This is a genomic window from Aliiglaciecola lipolytica, from assembly GCF_018860635.1.
GTDB classification, from domain to species: Bacteria; Pseudomonadota; Gammaproteobacteria; order Enterobacterales; family Alteromonadaceae; genus Aliiglaciecola; species Aliiglaciecola lipolytica_A.
The window spans coordinates 188533-205988 of the sequence record NZ_JAHKPT010000009.1 but is presented as its reverse complement, the minus strand read 5'-3'; the positions used below and the strand labels follow the sequence as shown (position 1 = coordinate 205988).

The 17456-nt window shown below is 40.5% G+C and carries 15 protein-coding genes; 7 read left to right on the top strand and 8 right to left on the bottom strand.

Features of this window, described 5'->3' with window-relative positions; all coding sequences use genetic code 11:
• Together surA and KO530_RS04605 are read right to left on the bottom strand one after the other, a co-directional pair.
• Nucleotides 1-1302, bottom strand: coding sequence for a peptidylprolyl isomerase SurA (gene surA / locus KO530_RS04610; protein ID WP_216047227.1), 1302 nt, complete (start codon nt 1300-1302; stop codon nt 1-3).
• Nucleotides 1303-1363: 61 nt separating this feature from the next.
• Complete coding sequence (locus KO530_RS04605) at nt 1364-3586, bottom strand: LPS-assembly protein LptD (RefSeq protein WP_216047226.1); 2223 nt, start codon at nt 3584-3586, stop codon at nt 1364-1366.
• A gap of 177 nt (nt 3587-3763) precedes the next feature.
• Here KO530_RS04605 and KO530_RS04600 point away from each other — a divergent pair, with 177 nt between their 5' ends.
• The 7 genes from KO530_RS04600 (at nt 3764) to recJ (ending at nt 12790) form a co-directional block, all read left to right on the top strand.
• Nucleotides 3764-4765, top strand: coding sequence for an aminoglycoside phosphotransferase family protein (locus KO530_RS04600; RefSeq protein ID WP_216047225.1), 1002 nt, complete (start codon nt 3764-3766; stop codon nt 4763-4765).
• A gap of 8 nt (nt 4766-4773) precedes the next feature.
• On the top strand, nt 4774-5439 hold the full coding sequence (gene murU / locus KO530_RS04595; RefSeq protein ID WP_216047258.1) for an N-acetylmuramate alpha-1-phosphate uridylyltransferase MurU: 666 nt from the start codon (nt 4774-4776) through the stop codon (nt 5437-5439).
• Between the two features lie 2 nt (nt 5440-5441).
• Nucleotides 5442-6296, top strand: a complete 855-nt coding sequence (djlA, locus tag KO530_RS04590) for a co-chaperone DjlA (RefSeq protein WP_216047224.1) — start codon at nt 5442-5444, stop codon at nt 6294-6296.
• Between the two features lies 1 nt (nt 6297).
• A complete protein-coding gene (locus KO530_RS04585; RefSeq protein WP_216047223.1) occupies nt 6298-8988 on the top strand; it encodes an SEL1-like repeat protein in 2691 nt (896 codons plus the stop codon).
• Between the two features lie 22 nt (nt 8989-9010).
• Nucleotides 9011-9916, top strand: a complete 906-nt coding sequence (xerD, locus tag KO530_RS04580; protein ID WP_216047222.1) for a site-specific tyrosine recombinase XerD — start codon at nt 9011-9013, stop codon at nt 9914-9916.
• Nucleotides 9917-10141: 225 nt separating this feature from the next.
• The gene (locus tag KO530_RS04575) at nt 10142-10975 is read left to right on the top strand and encodes a thioredoxin fold domain-containing protein (protein ID WP_216047221.1); all 834 of its coding nucleotides are present in this window, start codon (nt 10142-10144) and stop codon (nt 10973-10975) included.
• Nucleotides 10976-11062: 87 nt separating this feature from the next.
• A complete protein-coding gene (recJ, locus tag KO530_RS04570; protein ID WP_216047220.1) occupies nt 11063-12790 on the top strand; it encodes a single-stranded-DNA-specific exonuclease RecJ in 1728 nt (575 codons plus the stop codon).
• Here recJ and yacG read toward each other — a convergent pair.
• The 6 genes from yacG to KO530_RS04540 all read right to left on the bottom strand — a co-directional run bounded on the left by yacG (nt 12780) and on the right by KO530_RS04540 (nt 17379).
• On the bottom strand, nt 12780-13013 hold the full coding sequence (yacG, locus tag KO530_RS04565; protein WP_216047219.1) for a DNA gyrase inhibitor YacG: 234 nt from the start codon (nt 13011-13013) through the stop codon (nt 12780-12782). The genes recJ and yacG overlap by 11 nt on opposite strands.
• Nucleotides 13014-13028: 15 nt before the next feature.
• On the bottom strand, nt 13029-13781 hold the full coding sequence (zapD, locus tag KO530_RS04560) for a cell division protein ZapD (RefSeq protein WP_216047218.1): 753 nt from the start codon (nt 13779-13781) through the stop codon (nt 13029-13031).
• A gap of 285 nt (nt 13782-14066) precedes the next feature.
• The gene (gene coaE / locus KO530_RS04555; protein WP_216047217.1) at nt 14067-14684 is read right to left on the bottom strand and encodes a dephospho-CoA kinase; all 618 of its coding nucleotides are present in this window, start codon (nt 14682-14684) and stop codon (nt 14067-14069) included.
• Nucleotides 14681-15559: a prepilin peptidase gene (locus tag KO530_RS04550; RefSeq protein ID WP_216047215.1), complete on the bottom strand. Its 879-nt coding sequence runs from the start codon at nt 15557-15559 to the stop codon at nt 14681-14683. Before KO530_RS04550 ends, coaE begins: the two co-directional genes overlap by 4 nt.
• Before the next feature lie 117 nt (nt 15560-15676).
• Nucleotides 15677-16885, bottom strand: a complete 1209-nt coding sequence (locus KO530_RS04545; protein WP_216047214.1) for a type II secretion system F family protein — start codon at nt 16883-16885, stop codon at nt 15677-15679.
• A gap of 80 nt (nt 16886-16965) precedes the next feature.
• Nucleotides 16966-17379 (bottom strand): pilin, encoded by a 414-nt coding sequence (locus tag KO530_RS04540; protein WP_289847860.1) that lies wholly within the window; start codon nt 17377-17379, stop codon nt 16966-16968.
• Nucleotides 17380-17456 lie beyond the last annotated feature (77 nt).

Genomic DNA, 17456 nt, shown 5'->3' with positions numbered 1-17456 from the left:
TTAACTTCCTAATTCATTTGAAGGGTCTAACACTTCTATGTAAGCAGCGTCGCGCATTTCCCTTAACCAAGCATCCGTTTCTTCAGAAAATTTACGATTAAAGATAAGCTGATAAGCTTTGTCTTCTTTACGTTTATCGGTCGCATCGTCAACACGTTTACCAATCATTTGTACTAAGTGCCAGCCGTGTGAAGAGCGGAAAGGTTGACCAATTTCATCTGCTTCTAAATTAGCTAAAGCATCTCTAAATGCTGGAACGTATATATTTGGATCGTTCCATCCTAGTTCACCACCTTTAATCGCTGAGCCAGGATCTGCTGAATGTTCTTTAGCAAGCTCTTCAAATGTAGCATCACCGGCGATGATTTGTTTACGATACTCTTCTAATTTTTGTTTCGCTTTTTCGTCACTTAAGATTACTGAAGGTTTGATTAGAATATGTCTAGCGTTGACCTCTTGTACTTTGACAACTTCGATTCCACGTAAATCTTTTACTTTTAAGATATGGAACCCTGCACCACTTCGAATCGGCCCAACGATTTCATCTTTGCCTTTATCTTGAACCGCTTCAGCGAAAAGTGTTGGCATAGAGTTGATGTTCATCCAACCTAAGTCACCGCCTTCTAGTGCTTTTGAACCAGAAGAAGAGGCTATCGCAATCCGTGTGAAGTCAGAGCCACTGTTGAGTAACTCCAGTACTTTATCTGCGGTTGATTTCGCTTTTGCAATGTCTTCGTCTGTAGGCTGAGGAGGAAATCCAATCAAAATGTGCCCTAAGTTGTATTCTGCCTGTTCTGCGCCTTGTTCATCAATTAACTTGACTAGGTTTTCGATTTCTTGTGGTGTGATATAAACTCTTCTGCGTACATTTGCACGTCTAACTTCTTGGGTAATCAGCTCTTTGCGGATGTCTTCACGATAGACTTCAAAAGGAATACCATCTTTGGCAATAGCTGCTCTAAACTGCTCCATCGACAAATTGTTATTTGACGCAATGCCGGCAATGGTTTGATCAAGTTGAGGATCACTGATTTGTATCCCCATTTTTTCAGCCATTTGAGTTTGTAAGTTATCAGTGACTAATTTTTCAATAGCTTGCGTGCGCAGAGCACGGTCTGACGGTAAAGTTTGATTATTGGTTTCTGCATTGCGTTTCACTTGTTCTACCAATGCATCTATTTCACTTTCTAAAATGACACCTTGATCGACAATAACGGCTACTTTATCTAACGAAACCTGTTGTGCCACACTTTGAAAGGTAAGAAGTGTGGTTAAAGCTATAGCGACGACTAATAATTTCATGTTTATTACTTTTACTCAAAACGTTGTGAAAATGCCCTCAATTTGGACATTATATCTGTTATTAATTTATCAGGTAAGATTGGCGATAACCAAAAAGACCATCTTCGAGCATATCTCGGCGACTCGTTCGTGCTTCACCACCGGTGAATTTAAAGCTAAATTTCAAATTAACACTGGTCTCAAATTCCTGTGTATCTTCTAATCCACTGTCATCATATCGGTTACTTAAGTACCTTTGTCCAACAATGCTAATTGCCCAACAACAAGACTCGTACTGAATACCAGTGTATGTTTCGATGGTACGTTGAGTGTTTAAATCTTTATACCATCTACCGACCCAATGCCAATTTTTTGCTAATGGCCAGCTCGCAGTGAGCCCCATTTGATCAATTTTTTCGCCCGATAAATTACGCACAAACCTGTGATTCAATTGAAATATTTTATCTTCGCTTAATTGATATTCCAATGAAATACTGCTGCGCTCTACCTTATCAGTTTTAGTCGCAATCTGTATTTCTGAATGTGCAAACCATTTACTGCCAATTTGCCAATCCAACTCAGATGCCAACGCAGATTTATCTTCATCTTTGCTGGCCGCGACAACACGGTTATCTTTGAGATAGAAAATTTGACCTAAACTAAGGGCAAATTGTTCCCGACTATTTTCATCTAAAATTCTAGTGGTTAAACCTACCGTTACCTGATTGTTGTCACTAATTCTGTCGAGACCTGTAAATTCTTGTCCACGGAACAAACCATTAAAGTCATTCAGTAAGCGAGTTGTGTCATACAATCCTATTTGGTTTTGGTCTTCGTAACTAGTATACAAGTACTGAATTTTTGGTTCTAATGTTTGCCGCAATTCATTGTCAAACCACTCAATATCTTTTTCGAAATGTAACGCACCAAATAAACGCCCTTGGGCTAATGAGCGGTTAGTGCGCTCTGCAAGCTCGGTTCCTTCGATATTATCTTGGCGATAATAGGTGTTAAACAAGGTAGCTTCTGCTAAAAATTCGCCCCAATGAGCACGTAACGGTAAGGCCAGGCTGGGCGCAAAATGCAATCGTGTTGCTTGCGGTAAGTCAGATTGTTGGTTCTCAAAATAGGCTAATTCTGAAGCAATGCGAAATTCCAAGCCGGCAAACATATCTGTTTGATAGTTTAACTTCAATTCAGGCATTGCACGATAATTTGTCGGATGGTCGCCTATTATTTCAAAATCTCTGAAACTAAGGGAAAAATCTAAGTTATCACTGTAGTAGTTTAACGCCATTGTTTGATACAAGTGAGTATCTGCGCGATTGTAAAAATCTGAACCAAAGTCGACGATATAGTTATCATCGCTCAACGCGTTGTAATCAATATTTAGGTTCCAATTATCGCCAATGCTGGTGGAGTTCAGTAATCGATAAAAATATCTAGCGTCACTGTCACTTGTGCTTTTGTCATCGTCCAAATATTCAATATTTATTTGTCCGTTGCTATTATCAGTTAGGTACCTGAATTCAGTTTTTAACATCAACCCTAAGTCTGTCATCAAGCGAGGAGTCAAAGTCGCATCGTAATTTTCCGCAATATTCCAATAAAACGGTTGCTCATAATCTAAACCTGTGGTGCTCGAAGTAGTGATTTCGGGAAACAACAATCCGGTTTGACGCTGATCTGAGACTGGAAAAACGAAATAGGGTAAATAAAAAACAGGAATATCTTTCAAGTAAAAAACTGTGTTTACCGCTTCTCCCCAAAGTGCATCCTCTTCAATTTTGATGCTGCTGGCATTTATTTTCCAGTCCTCAGAACCCTCAGGGCAGGTGGTATAACTCACGTCAGTTAATTCTAATCCCACTTGCTGATCGATATCTATGACACCCGCAGAACCTCTGCCACCAAATTGGCGGAGGTGGTATTTAGTATCATTCATTGATAACTGACCGGAGGTGGTATTCAATCTAACGTCGCGACTTTGCACTACCATCAAATCATCGTTGTAGCTAACATCCCCCGAGGCTTTCAATTCCGTTTTGTCTTTGTCTATTGTTGCGTTGTCGGCCAGAATTCGAGCTTTTTCATTATCAATGGTGATATCGCCTTCGAAAGTGGCGTAGCGATTTTGGTTGATTTGGGCACGATTGGCCTTAACTCTTATCTGATCGGCTGAAATAGTTTGGTCAGCAACAAAATCCTCGGTACTAATTGCACAGGAGGAGGTTGGCTGAACTTGAGCTGCAACACTCCCGACAGCGCAGGTCAGGAGTAAAGAAGTGATCTGGTTAATTTGCATACAGGGTCTAAGTTAAATTGCCATGTAGAGGTCGATAATCGACATTAAAAGTGTAAATTTTAAGTGCTTGAACATGATTTACCAATAAACTTCCCAAAAAATACACCACAATGGATTTCCTTTGATCTATTATGCTTTCGCATTGGCTATATTTATACCACAAATATGAGGTAAAACGTGACACAAATAGTGCAAACCAAGAAGGCATTGTTACAATGGATAAATTCTTCCACAGAGTTTAGATGTCAGAAAATAGAAATGATTTTTGGCGATGCAAGTTTTCGTCGCTATTTTCGCTTTTGGGATGAATTGAGTCATACCTCAATCATTGCCGTAGATGCACCGCCAGAATACGAAGACAGTTCAAAATTTGTTAATCTTGCCAATGCCTATTTTCAACATCATGTCATAGTACCAAAAGTGTTAGCGCATAATCCTGAACTTGGTTTTTATTGCTTACAAGATTTTGGTGATAAGCAATTCAGTCAAGCATTAAATCCGGATACCATGCAGGTGTTATACACCAATGCCCTTAATCAAATTCCTGCAATTCAGTCTTGTGTCGTTGCAAATGGACAATCTTTACCATTTTATGACGACGAATTGTTGCGGAAAGAAAAATACATCTTTACCCATTGGCTAATTGAGGTGCATTTAAACATCAAGCTAACAAAAAGCCAAATGGATAGCGTCGATAAATCCTATGAATTTTTGCATCAAGCATTCAAATCTCAACCACAAGCAGGCGTACACAGAGATTTTCATAGTAGAAACTTGATGTTATTAGCCAACGGCGATATTGGTGTCATTGATTTTCAAGATGCGGTAATCGGCCCAATTACTTATGATGCAGTTTCGTTATTGAGAGATTGTTATCAAAAATGGCCACCAGATCAGGTTGAATTGTTACTGCGCCACTTTCACCAACAATTTTATTCTCAATATCAATGGCAAGATTTTACCTATTGGTTTGATCTCACTGGAATTCAGCGACACCTCAAGGCTAGCGGGATATTCTGTCGGCTTTTTCATCGTGATGGCAAAGATGGCTATCTGTCACACATTCCACGAACCTTAGATTATATTCTTGAAGTGGGGGCAAATTATCCAGCATTAGCAGACTTGGTTGGATTAATAGAAAACACCATTAAACCCAAATTATTGGAGTTGACTAAGTGAAAGTAGCAATGATTTTGGCTGCCGGGCGGGGAGAGCGAATGCGCCCCCTCACGGATACCACACCTAAACCACTGTTAACTGTAAAAGGTAAAGCATTAATTGAATTGCATTTGGAAAAGTTGGCCTTAGCTGGTTTTCAACATGTGGTGATAAATCATGCTTGGCTTGGAGAGCAAATAGTCGCATTTTTGGGTAATGGTGAGCGTTACAACCTGCAGATTCATTATTCAGCAGAAACCAGCGCACTAGAAACCGCTGGTGGAATTATCAATGCCTTGCCACTGCTGAAGTCGTGTTTACAACAGCAACGTTACTTTACCGTTATAAATGCTGATATTTATTCAGATTTTGAGTTTAGTTGCCTACCTAATGAGTTAGATGGCAGCAAAGGGCATTTGGTTTTAGTTAATAACCCCCCACATAATCTAAAGGGCGACTTTAATGTAATTGACCACAAAGTCGTGCGTCAGCCACAAAATCAATTCACCTTCAGTGGAATAGCTGTTTATGATGTCGGTTTGTTCGCTAATCTTGATGGGCGAAAATCACCATTGGCACCACTACTTTTTGATTTAGCAGAAAAAGGTCAACTTACTGGTCAGCACCATACAGGCATTTGGTTTGATATAGGTACTCCGCAACGTTTAGAACAAATTAATAAGATGGAAGGTTAACAATGCCGATTTGGGGAAAAGTATTAGGAACTGTGTTTGGGTTTATGTTCCGTGGCCCAATTGGAGCTGTGATTGGATTTATAATAGGTCACTTTTTTGATAAGGGGTACAGTCGCGATTTTAATCAAATGGGAGGGTTCAGCCGCTTTTTTACCAGTCAAGATGAGCTGAAGTCCCAAGCCATATTTTTTCACGCTTTGTTTTCCCTGATGGGGCACATAGCCAAAGCAGACGGTCAGGTAACTGATTCGGAAATACGCATGGCAACCGCTTTGATGGACCAAATGAATCTGCAGGGCGATACTCGTAAAGAAGCGCAGCAAGCTTTTCGTGAAGGTAAAGCAAATGATTTCCCTGTGGATGAAGTGTTGCGCGAATTTAAAGCTTCTTGCCATGGCAGACGCGATGTATTGCAGGTGTTTCTAGAAATTCTTATCCAAGCCGCTTTTGTTGATGGAAAATTAGATAAAAAAGAGCAGCATTTGTTGGAAAAGGCCGCTCGTCATTTGGGATTCAAAGAGCATGAATTTCTGTATTTACTTTCCATGTACGAAGCGGAAATTCGCTTTCGTAGCGGTCAAGGACGCGGCAACGGCAACCGCGGGCGCTCACACTCGCAACAACCTCACTATTCACAACAGCAATCGCTTCAAGATGCGTATAAGATTTTAGGGGTGAAAGAAAGTGATGATGGCAAGACTATCAAAAAGGCTTATCGTAAACTTATGACCGAATACCATCCGGATAAATTAGTTTCCAAAGGTTTACCGAAACAAGCTATTGAGATCGCAAAAAATAAGGCCCAAGATATTCAATCAGCATATGATTTGGTTAAACAAGTCAAAGGGTTCAAATGATATGAAACAAAATAGGGTATATTTGTTGAGTATTTTATCTTCCATCTTGTTAATTGGTGGAGGGTTGACAGGATGTGCAACTACGACAAAGGAACAGTCTCAAGATATTCAACCGCCCATTGTTTTGGATTTTGATACTTCTAATATGGATGCGGATACAAAATATTGGTTGCAGCAAATAAACCAGTTTTTCATCGCTGATGTTGATTCGGTTGTCACACCCTACACAACCCTGTTAGAGAGCTTGAATTCTTGGCCTGAAGCCGATTTTTGCAGTCAAGCACATCAGCAAATCATCGACGATACTTTGGCGTTAAATAATACCAGTTTAATGGCTTATCGGGTTGCGCTTCATTGTGCAGATATGGCTTCAAATGACGAGAAAAGCCAGCAAATTAAACACAAAATCGACCTCATTTCAGGTCTTTTACTGCAATCCGGAAACGGCGAAACGCCGCAACAAGCAATTAAAATTAGGGACCTTTACGAAGCTCAAATTATTTTTAATTGGGTTGGTATCAGCGTATTCGATATGGAAATGGTTCGTCTAGCGAATCAAGTCGTATACAAAGTACATACAATGGATAGGCTAAATTCTAAATACTCAGTGTACTACGTAGAAAATACTGAGTTTTTCGCGCGCCAACGTAATCTTCTGATCCCGCAAAATGGAAAAAGCAAACAGCTCGCTAAAATTCAAATGGAAAGCCGTTTTCAGACTGGAAGCGTAGCGGCTTTTCTTTGGCAATTTGGCAATTGGCTTAGAAATGATCACCCAGAGTTGGTTATTCAGTCATTGGAAAGTTCCGACAATCTAGGCGCGGTAGCCTCTGTTGCGTTAGCTTACGCTTACTTACATACCCAAAACACCGATGAACTCGAATTTAGAATTGATGACTTACTCACCTATTCTGAAAATGGATTTGTTGATGCTAGCGCGGTCTTTGGACAGTATATGTTGTCAACCCAAGACCCTTTTGAGGTGAGCGAAGCGGCACAGCTATATCGATATAATGTCAAAAATTTAGGGGCCCAAGAGGCAACTAATGCTTGGTTAGACGGCTTTTTAAATCAACCTAATAACGGTCCATTATTCGATTTATTATTAGATAATTTGAATGATGAGTATTTTAGCTATTGGCGAAATGCTATCAATCGTTATAACACCACCTTTGGTTTGATAACCCCATTAGTTAATCAAAAGCTAACGTATTTGCTTCAGCGTTTAGGTGAAAGATATCCTCGAGCAAAATTAGATTATGCACATATTTTATTGAAAGGTGGTTGGAATAATCAGCAAGATAGCGACGCTGGATTAGCCATTATCGCGCAACTGGCCGAGCAAGGTTATGCCAGTGCACAATTAGATTATGGGATTTTATATACGTTTTCTCACTTTGGTTTGGCTAAAGATCGAGATAAAGCTTTTTATTGGTATCAACAAGCAGCAGAGCAAGGTGATCCCAACGCACTCTATAATGTGGCTCTTGCATATCGCTTTGCACGAGGGGTTAGCAGAGACTTGTCACAAGCAATTGAATACTTTCAAAAATCGATGGACGCGGGGTTTCACTTGGCCGGTTGCCGCTTAGGTGATCTGTATGCCGATGAGGTGGAAATCCGCAATTATGATTTAGCTACCCAATTTTATAAGCAAGTCATTGATGATCCTGAAAGTAATGCTAACGAAGTGGCCAGTTGTGCCTATGGTTTGGCATTTATTGAGATTGATCATTACCAGGATATAGCGCAAGGAATTAATCGCTTTAAACAAGCGGCGAGTTTAGGTGACAAAGACGCGATGTTTGAATTGGGTATTATTTATCGTGAAGGTGAGCTTGTTGAAAAAAGCATATCTCAATCGATTGAGTATTATGTACAAGCTGTCAATCACGGAAGTTTTCGAGCCGCTGCAAATTTAGGTTATATGTATGAGCATGGCGAAAGTGTGGCGGTGGATTATGAAAAAGCGGCGAGTTTTTACCAATTTTCAGCCAACGGAGGCAATTCTACCGGACAGAACAATTACGCCACGTCGTTGCGATACGGAAATGGTGTAGAGAAAGACCTTAAGGCCGCCGTCGAGTGGTATCAAAAGTCCGTCAGTCAACGAAATGGTTATGCCGCGGAGAACTTAGCGGATATTTACTATTTTGGGGAGTTAGGGGAGTCCGATTACAAACAAGCCTGTGATTATTATGAAAAAGCGGTTGAGTTTGGTGTTGAGCATGTTTTGTATGATGTTGGATATTGTTATTTTTATGGCGAAGGCCGAGAACAAAATATTGATAAAGGCCTAAAATTATTTGAACAAAGCGCTGCAAAAAATAATCAAAATGCCCTTGTTGAACTCGGTTATATATACGCCAGTGGCGAGGTGGTTGCTGCAGATCCACAAAAATCAGAATCCTATTACATTATTGCCTATGCGATGCAAAATCCCGATGCCGCTTTCGGATTAGCGCAATTGCATGAGACCGAAAAAGGTCTTAAAAAAGATCTCGTTTTGTCCACGGTTTATTATGAACAAAGTGCTAAATGGGGATCGGTAGAAGGGATGGTGGCAACCGCCAAAGCTTATATACAAGGTCTTGGGACTAAATCTGATCCTAAAAAGGCCAAAATATGGCTCAAAAAAGCGGTAGAACAAGGCTCAAAAGAAGCTAAATTGATGCTGAAGAATTTGCGTTAAATGATGCTTAAGGAGCAGTAAATTGGCAGTACAAGATGATCATTTAGCATTAGTCGAGACCTTTATTGATTCTATTTGGATAGAAAAAGGGCTCAGTGAGCATACCTTAAATGCCTATCGTTCCGACTTATTGAAGTTCGTTATTTTTGCTGAAAAACACTTAGCTGATTTTAAACTTAGCCACTTTAGCAAATCTGATTTAGACCAATACTTAGCCCACCAATACGATTTAGGCATGTCTGAGCGCAGTATCGCGCGTTTTCTAAGTAGTTTGCGGATGTTCAATATTTATCTGTTGCAATCGAAATTACGAGACGATGACCCTATTGCACAAATGCGCAATCCTAAGTTACCGCAATCACTGCCTAAAACCCTGAGTGAAGAGCAGGTAGATGATTTACTCAATGCGCCCAATATAGATAATCCAATTGAGTTTAGAGATAAGGCCATGTTGGAGGTTTTGTATGCCACAGGTCTGCGTGTATCCGAATTAGTATCATTGCGTATGGAACAAATGGGCTTGCAGCAAGGGGTAATAAGAGTCAGGGGGAAAGGTAACAAAGAACGATTAGTGCCCCTTGGCGAAGAAGCGATTGAATGGTTATTGAGATTTATAAAATTAGCGCGTGGAAACTTGTTAAAAACCGAATCGGATATTGTCTTCCCAAGTAACCGTGGTGTGATGATGACAAGGCAAACTTTTTGGCACAGGATAAAACACTATGCCCTTGTTGCTGGTATTCAAACCCATTTGTCTCCGCATACGTTACGCCATGCGTTTGCTACCCACTTGCTCAATCATGGGGCTGACTTACGAGTAGTGCAAATGCTGTTAGGTCACAGCGATTTATCGACAACCCAAATCTATACACATGTGGCCACACAAAGATTGCAAATGCTGGTGGAAGAGCACCATCCTAGAGGCTAATTCGTTAATTTGTAATGTTTGCTTTCCAGAAACATGATTTTATTAGAAAACCTGAAAATATATGCCTATGTAGGTTTAGGTTTGATTGGATTGGCGTCGCATTCGTTATAAACTAACGAACAATATTGAAAGGTAAAATTAACTGATTAGATGCAATTTATTACTCATTTCGCAGGTCTAACAATTAGTAACACCGTTAATAATTGTTAATTAATAGGAAGGTAAATGAAAAACTGGATAAAACCACCCGTAATTTTGGTGACCTTGTGTGTTGCTGCCGTATCAGCTTATGCAATGATGACAGACAAAGAAAGCGCTTCTGCTAACCTTGATACTGCAAAAGTGATGGTCAAAGATCAGGCTGACACTACTCCCAAAGTAGGGTCAAAACTAAAAGCAGATGTGGGTAGTCCAGACTACGCCAAGACTAAACAGAAATTAGAAAGTGTTTTGGGCCTTAAAGTGTTGGCTATTGGTGATTCGCCAGTGCCTAACTTAGCTCAGGTGTCGACCAATCAAGGTCTATTTTATGCCAGTGAAAACGGTAAATACCTAGTAAGTGGTCGAATTTTCAATGTCGATGCCGGAATGCGTAACGAAACTGATGTAAAATTAGCTGAATTGCGTATAGAAGGTATTTCTGATTTTTCTGATGAAGACGTCATTGAATTCAAGGCAAAAGATGAAAAGTATGTGATTAACGTCTTCACTGATATTACTTGCGGTTATTGCCGTAAACTGCATCGTGAAATTGACGATTACAATGACAAAGGGATTACCGTTCGTTATTTAGCATTTCCTCGAGGTGGTCTTAATACCCAAACTTATTACGATATGGTTGCAGTATGGTGTGCTGATGATAAACAAGGTGCACTAACCGCGGCAAAAACAGGGGCTGATGTTGATGGCAGCACTTGTAGTAACAAAGTTGCTGATGAATATGCATTTGGAACTCGTATCGGCGTCAATGGTACCCCAAATATCATCTTACCCGATGGTTCATTGGTTGGTGGCTACATGCCTGCTGATGCGTTACTAGAGAAATTATCGCAAATATAAGTTGAAGAAATTTGGGCTCGAAACATAAACTGTTTTGAGCCTTTTATTTTCCAGTGTTACTCTGCTCACCTCAAAAAACGATATCATATGTCTGCCAAAATTGTCCGTCGCGAAACCGTATCTGACTCCCACTTATCACATATTTCCCAGCCTATTATTCGACAAATTTTTGCTAGTCGCGGAATAGAAGATGCGAGTCAGTTAGATAAACGTGCTAAAGCGTTATTACATTATCAACACCTTTCAGGAATGGATGCTGCGGTTCAGGTGCTGAGTGAAGCGCTTGAAAAACAGCTAAAAATTATCATCGTTGGAGATTTCGATGCCGATGGAGCCACCAGTACCGCGTTGACAATGTTGTGCTTGGCTAAAATGGGTGCCAGTGGACATTCTTACCTAGTACCTAATCGATTTGATTTTGGTTACGGTCTAAGTCCAGAAATAGTACAAGTGGCTCATCAACAAGGTGCGCAACTGATTATCACTGTCGATAATGGCATAGCCTGTTTTGATGGTGTAGATAAGGCCAAAGAACTGGGGATAAAAGTGCTGGTCACCGACCACCATTTAGCTGCAGACCGTTTACCTCAAGCTGACGCGATCGTGAATCCTAATCAACCTGGTTGTGAGTTTTTATCGAAAAACTTGGCGGGAGTAGGGGTGGCATTTTATTTGATGTTAGCCCTGAGAAATCACCTTAAACAAACCCAGTGGTTTGACAAAAAAGCCATTCCGGAACCCAATCTAGCTGAGTTTTTAGATATTGTCGCTTTGGGAACAGTTGCTGATGTGGTGCCGTTAGACAGTAATAATCGTGTGTTGGTTTATCAAGGACTGCAACGAATTCGTAGTGGTAAATGTCGACCCGGTATCAAAGCTTTAGTGGAAGTTGCTGGTAAAAGCCCCGAAAGAATGGTGTCCAGTGATTTGGGATTTGTACTCGGTCCACGACTCAATGCAGCGGGTAGGCTAGATGATATGTCTTTGGGAATAGAATGTCTGTTAGCTGCAGACCATAGCAAAGCTCGCCAAATGGCCGTGGAGCTCGACTCATTAAATCGAGAGCGCAGAGAAATTCAGCAGTCTATGCAAGACCAAGCGTTAGCCAGTTTAGAAACGTTAGCGATTGATGGCGATCAAACTAAAAATGGGATTATTGTTTATCAAGCTGACTTCCATCAGGGGGTTATTGGTATTGTTGCAGGTAAAATCAAAGAAAAATACAATCGTCCAACTATCGCCTTCGCCCATCAAGACGATGACACTCTCAAAGGGTCAGCAAGATCAATCGCTGGTCTGCATATTCGCGATTTATTAGAAGAGATCAACAGTCGCTATCCCGATGTGATAGTCAAATTTGGTGGTCATGCTATGGCCGCAGGCTTAACCATTCATGCTGACAAGTTTGCTGGATTTAAGCGTGTTTTTGAGCAAGTTAGCCACGAACTTTTAAAAGATCGTGATTTAAGTGGGCAGATATTAAGTGATGGTGAGCTCTCTCATCAAGAATTCTCACTTGAATTTGCGCAACAACTTAAAGATTCAGGTCCATGGGGACAGGGCTTTCCTGAGCCTATTTTTGATGGCATTTTTACGCCAGTAGATCAAAAATTATTGGGCGGTAAACACCTCAAACTAATGTTGAAGGCAGAATCGGGCGTATTAGTGGATGCAATTGCGTTTAATATTGATCCGCAGCTTTGGCCCAACCCTAGTTGCAAGCAAATTCACATTGCTTACAAGTTGGATATCAATGAGTTTAGAGGACGAGTTAGCTTGCAACTGATGGTAGAAGCATTAGAGCCTATTCTTTAAAAAAGTCTTGATTCTGCTGAGCCAACATCGCCTCTATGTCTTCAATATCAGGAAGTGAGGTATTTGCATCATTACTACTTGGTTTTTCAGTCGCAATAACTTTTTCTTCATTCGACCACTCGCCCAAATCAATCAGTTGGCAACGCTTACAACAAAATGGTCGGAACAGACTTTTTTCATTCCATTCTACTTTTTTTGCACAAGTGGGGCAGGATACTTCCATCGTAACGTTAAACTCCTAACAACTGGCAATATTAAACTGAACTGATTCATTGACTTGAGTACTGCCATTTTCATTGGCTGTAAATAACATAAATCGGATTGCATAGCGGTATTTGTTACCACTCAACATTGGGTAGTAGCCCTCATCGGTCAGACTCTGAATGCGTATTAATTCACTTTTGTCATCAGCGATGCCTTGGTAAAAACCATTTTCTGCGGTAATAGTGGTAAATCGGCCTCTTTCTCGCAAAAAGGCTAAAGTAATATCGATAGCTTCGTTGATCAAATCGAATTCCGATAACCAATTATTAATATCGCTACGAATTAAATCCAACGGTTGTTTGATCCAATAGTGTAAATTGGGTAAATCGAAGCTGCAGGTACCACCTGGAATGGAAAAACGTTGTCTTATCGAGCTTAAAAATTTGTCTTCTTTTAAACTCGCTCCGACTTTTTTCGAGTGTTTGAGTTGGTCTCGAAGGCGAAGTATTTTTTGTAACGCAGCTTGCAATGCTTCTGAATCAATCTTTGGATGTTGCGACCAAAATACTAAGTTTTTTTCGTGAACTTCGATGTCTTTTAGAATGTCACTACGAATATCCAGTCGTTCTAAAAGATCAAGTAAAGTGAATAGGGCCTCAAAAAAACTCATAAACTGCCAATCTTCTTGGGCTTGTGCGCTTTGTTTGAGTTGTATAAACAACTGTTCAAGACGCAAATAGGTCCTGACTTTTTCGTTTAATGGAAACTCATAAACAGCTAATGACATTGATTATCCTAAAGAAATTATACGCAGACGGAAGATTTAATGTTCTTAAAAATAGTAAATCAAATAGTTAGAACTGACTATTGAATGATTATTATAACCGGAACTACACCGCAAAACGCATCAGATTTCAACCCCAAGATAATAAAGTTGCCATCAAGTCACATTAGCGCCATTAGATAATTTGGGGGGCAATTGGTAAAGCAGCAGTTAGAAGAATAACATAACAAAATTGGTCTGAGTCAATATTTGGTTTTTAATACACAGTACTGTCAATGTTTTATTTGTTTAAATCAAGGCCAGTTGATTGTTCGCTTGCAATAAATATTGCTTGTGCAATTGGCTTACTTGGTTTGTTAAATTATCAACTGGGCCATTATTATCGATTACATCGTCGGCATGCTTTAACCGCACCTTACGAGAGACTTGGTTAGCCATTATGTTTTTAATTTGCTGTTGAGACTGTTGGTCTCGGTTTGCTGCCCGTTGCAACTGAATGTCTTCACTAACATCGACCACCAAAACCCGATTGACCATTGCCATCATGTTATTTTCGATCAACAAGGGAACGGCAAGGATACAATATGGAGACTTAGCCTGTTTTAATTGACGTTGCATATTTTGGCGAATTAATGGATGCAGTAGGTTATCTAACCAAGTTTTCAATAAGGGATCAGAAAATACTATCTCTCGAATATATTGGCGGTTTAGATTTCCGTCACTTAAAAGCGAATCTTTCCCAAATTTTTGCGCAATCAAATGCAAAGCCGGACTACCTAGTTCAACCACTTGACGGGCCAACACATCAGCGTCTATTACATCGATGCCTAAATCAGCAAATAAATCTGAAACGGCGGTTTTGCCACTGCCAATTCCGCCAGTCAATCCAACTACGTAATCACTCATGCTATTGCCCAACTCCAATACCAGTTAGCTATATCTTTGCCATAAATTAACGTCAGCCAACCGGCAATCGCCAAGTACGGACCAAAAGGAATATGGCTGCCTTTATCTTTTCCTTTGATCAATAAATAGCTAATTCCTATAATTGCACCAACAAAAGATGAAAGTAATATGATGATCGGAAGGTATTGCCAACCCACCCAAGCACCTAAGGCTGCGAGCAATTTAAAATCACCGTAACCCATTCCTTCTTTGCCTGTGAGTAACTTAAACAGCCAGTAAACACTCCACAGACTTAGGTAACCTGCTGCCGCTCCAATTATGGCGTCGATAGGACTTACAAATAAGCCCGTGGTACTGAATACTAGACCTAACCATAAAACTGGCAGGGTAATTTGATCCGGTAACAACATTTTATCGATATCAATAAAAATTAACGCAATCAGGCACCAAGTCAGTAACACTGCGGCGGCGGCTTGCCATCCGAAACCAAAATGCCAGGCTATTGCCATGCTGGCTAAAGCAGTCAGCAACTCAACGGCAGGGTAGCGAAATGAAATTGGATTTTTGCACTGGCTGCATTTTCCCTTAAGAAAAAGCCAGCTAATCACTGGAATATTCTCCCAAGCTCTTATTTTATGTTGGCACTTAGGGCAAGTTGAGTCAGGTTTAATTAAATTGAACGTTTCTGAAGAGGCTTGTTCTGCTGATTCTGGCTGGAAATATTGTTGATACTCTTGTTTCCAACCTCTTTCCATCATTACCGGCAAGCGGTAAATAACCACATTTAAAAAACTGCCTACCAATAAACTGACGACAAAGACAAAACTAACAAAAAATAGGGGTGAATCGGCTAAGAGCTCAAACATCGCAGGCATATATAGGCACTTTATTATTATGAAAAATCATTTTGTTTAAGCTTGCCAGAAAAGTCTTTAGGTAGAAACCTTTCTAGCAATCATAATACGAATTATATAACGTGAGTCTGGCTTTTGCTAAACCACGTTACCCATTTGGAAGATTGGTAAATACATAGCGACAATCAAACCACCAATGACCACCCCTAAAACAGCCATAATCATCGGCTCTAACAAACTGGTTAAGCCGTCAACCATGTCATCTACTTCGGCTTCGTAAATAGTAGCAATTTTACTGAGCATATCATCCACTGCCCCAGACTCTTCACCGATGGCAATCATTTGCGTCACCATGTCTGGAAACACGCCTGTTGCGCGCATCGCGGTGTTCATTTGCATACCGCCAGCAACTTCCCGCTTAATAAATAATATAGCATCCCGAAAAACTGCATTGCCCGAAGCGCCAGCAGCTGAGTCCAATGCGCCAATCAAAGGCACACCAGCAGCAAAGGTGGTTGCAAGTGTACGGGTAAATCGAGCGATTGAGGCTTTTTTCAGGATTTCACCAATTACCGGAATTTTCAGTATTTTTTTATCGACACTGTCTCGTAAGTTTCGTGACTTTTTATGGGCGCGGATAAAGAGCACCGCGGCAATCGCGACACCGGCGGCGATAAAAATACCAAAATCCTGCACAAACTGGGAAATAGCCAATACAAAAAGGGTAAATGCCGGTAGCTCTGCACCAAAACTGCTAAAAATCTCTTCAAATTGAGGTACCACAAATACCAGCAAAATAGTGGTCACAATAAAGGCGACTACTACTACCGCAATAGGGTAGAACATGGCTTTTTTGATTTTCGATTTTAGCGCTTCGGCTTTTTCTTTGTAGGTAGCAATACGGTCATAGATGGTTTCAAGTGCACCGGATTGTTCACCGGTTTCAACCAAATCACAATACAAGTCTTCGAATTGATTTGGATGTTTCCTAAGTGCGCTAGATAACGGATTGCCGGCTTTTACTTCATCGGCAATCTCGGTAAGCATTCGACGCATGCTCTGTTTTGCGTGACCTTGGGCGATCATGTCGATGGTTTGAATTAATGTAACACCCGCCCCAAGCATGGTGGCGATTTGCCGAGATACGACACTGATATCTTGGGCAGAAACTTTATCTTTTTTACCAAATAAGGGTTTGGCTAGCTTTTTGACCTTGGTGGCAGAAACGCCTTGGCGGCGCAGCATATTTTTTGCTTCAGATAAAGAAACAGCGCTGATCTCACCTTTACGGTTGTGGCCTTTTTTATCGACCCCATTCCAGGTATAAATTTCCGCAGTCTTAGCCATTGTTACACCTAAATACCCTATTGTTTAAACCAAAAAGCCCAGACAACCTGGGCTTTAAATCTTATTCGACTAGCTATGTATTAGCAAAGAGTAGTTGGGTTACATACTGCAGTCCATTCAACACGACCACTGGCAAGGGTAGGGGTCATAGTGAATGTACTACCAGCTAATGATGAACTATCAGCTTTAAATGTTGCAACAATTTCGCCGTCTGTAGTAACTAACCCGTTTAGAGTTGCTGTAGCTGTTATGTTAGTTGGGATACCATTAGTACCACCAGTACAACCAGTTACTGAGTTATTTACTTGAGCACATACTTCAACAGCTGATTTTGCTGCAGCAGTTGAGTTAGTAATTTCTGAGAATTTCGCTTTATCTGTGTACCCTTGGTAAGCAGGTAATGCGATGGCTGCAAGAATACCGATAATCGCTACAACGATCATCAATTCAATTAGTGTAAAACCTTTGTTGTTAGTCATTTGAGTCATTTTCATGGTATTTATCTCCTGCACCATTGAGTGCGATTTAAGTTACTGTAAAATAATTAGTTAAGTTGTTTGTTGCCACAACT

Coding starts and splice junctions, on each gene's coding strand:
- zapD (WP_216047218.1), bottom strand. CDS start 13,781: ATGTCATTAGCTGTTTATGAGTTTCCATTAAACGAAAAAGTCAGGACC.
- yacG (WP_216047219.1), bottom strand. CDS start 13,013: ATGGAAGTATCCTGCCCCACTTGTGCAAAAAAAGTAGAATGGAATGAA.
- KO530_RS04585 (WP_216047223.1), top strand. CDS start 6,298: ATGAAACAAAATAGGGTATATTTGTTGAGTATTTTATCTTCCATCTTG.
- KO530_RS04545 (WP_216047214.1), bottom strand. CDS start 16,885: ATGGCTAAGACTGCGGAAATTTATACCTGGAATGGGGTCGATAAAAAA.
- djlA (WP_216047224.1), top strand. CDS start 5,442: ATGCCGATTTGGGGAAAAGTATTAGGAACTGTGTTTGGGTTTATGTTC.
- murU (WP_216047258.1), top strand. CDS start 4,774: ATGATTTTGGCTGCCGGGCGGGGAGAGCGAATGCGCCCCCTCACGGAT.
- surA (WP_216047227.1), bottom strand. CDS start 1,302: ATGAAATTATTAGTCGTCGCTATAGCTTTAACCACACTTCTTACCTTT.
- recJ (WP_216047220.1), top strand. CDS start 11,063: ATGTCTGCCAAAATTGTCCGTCGCGAAACCGTATCTGACTCCCACTTA.
- coaE (WP_216047217.1), bottom strand. CDS start 14,684: ATGAGTGATTACGTAGTTGGATTGACTGGCGGAATTGGCAGTGGCAAA.
- KO530_RS04605 (WP_216047226.1), bottom strand. CDS start 3,586: ATGCAAATTAACCAGATCACTTCTTTACTCCTGACCTGCGCTGTCGGG.
- KO530_RS04550 (WP_216047215.1), bottom strand. CDS start 15,559: ATGCCTGCGATGTTTGAGCTCTTAGCCGATTCACCCCTATTTTTTGTT.
- KO530_RS04540 (WP_289847860.1), bottom strand. CDS start 17,379: ATGAAAATGACTCAAATGACTAACAACAAAGGTTTTACACTAATTGAA.
- KO530_RS04575 (WP_216047221.1), top strand. CDS start 10,142: ATGAAAAACTGGATAAAACCACCCGTAATTTTGGTGACCTTGTGTGTT.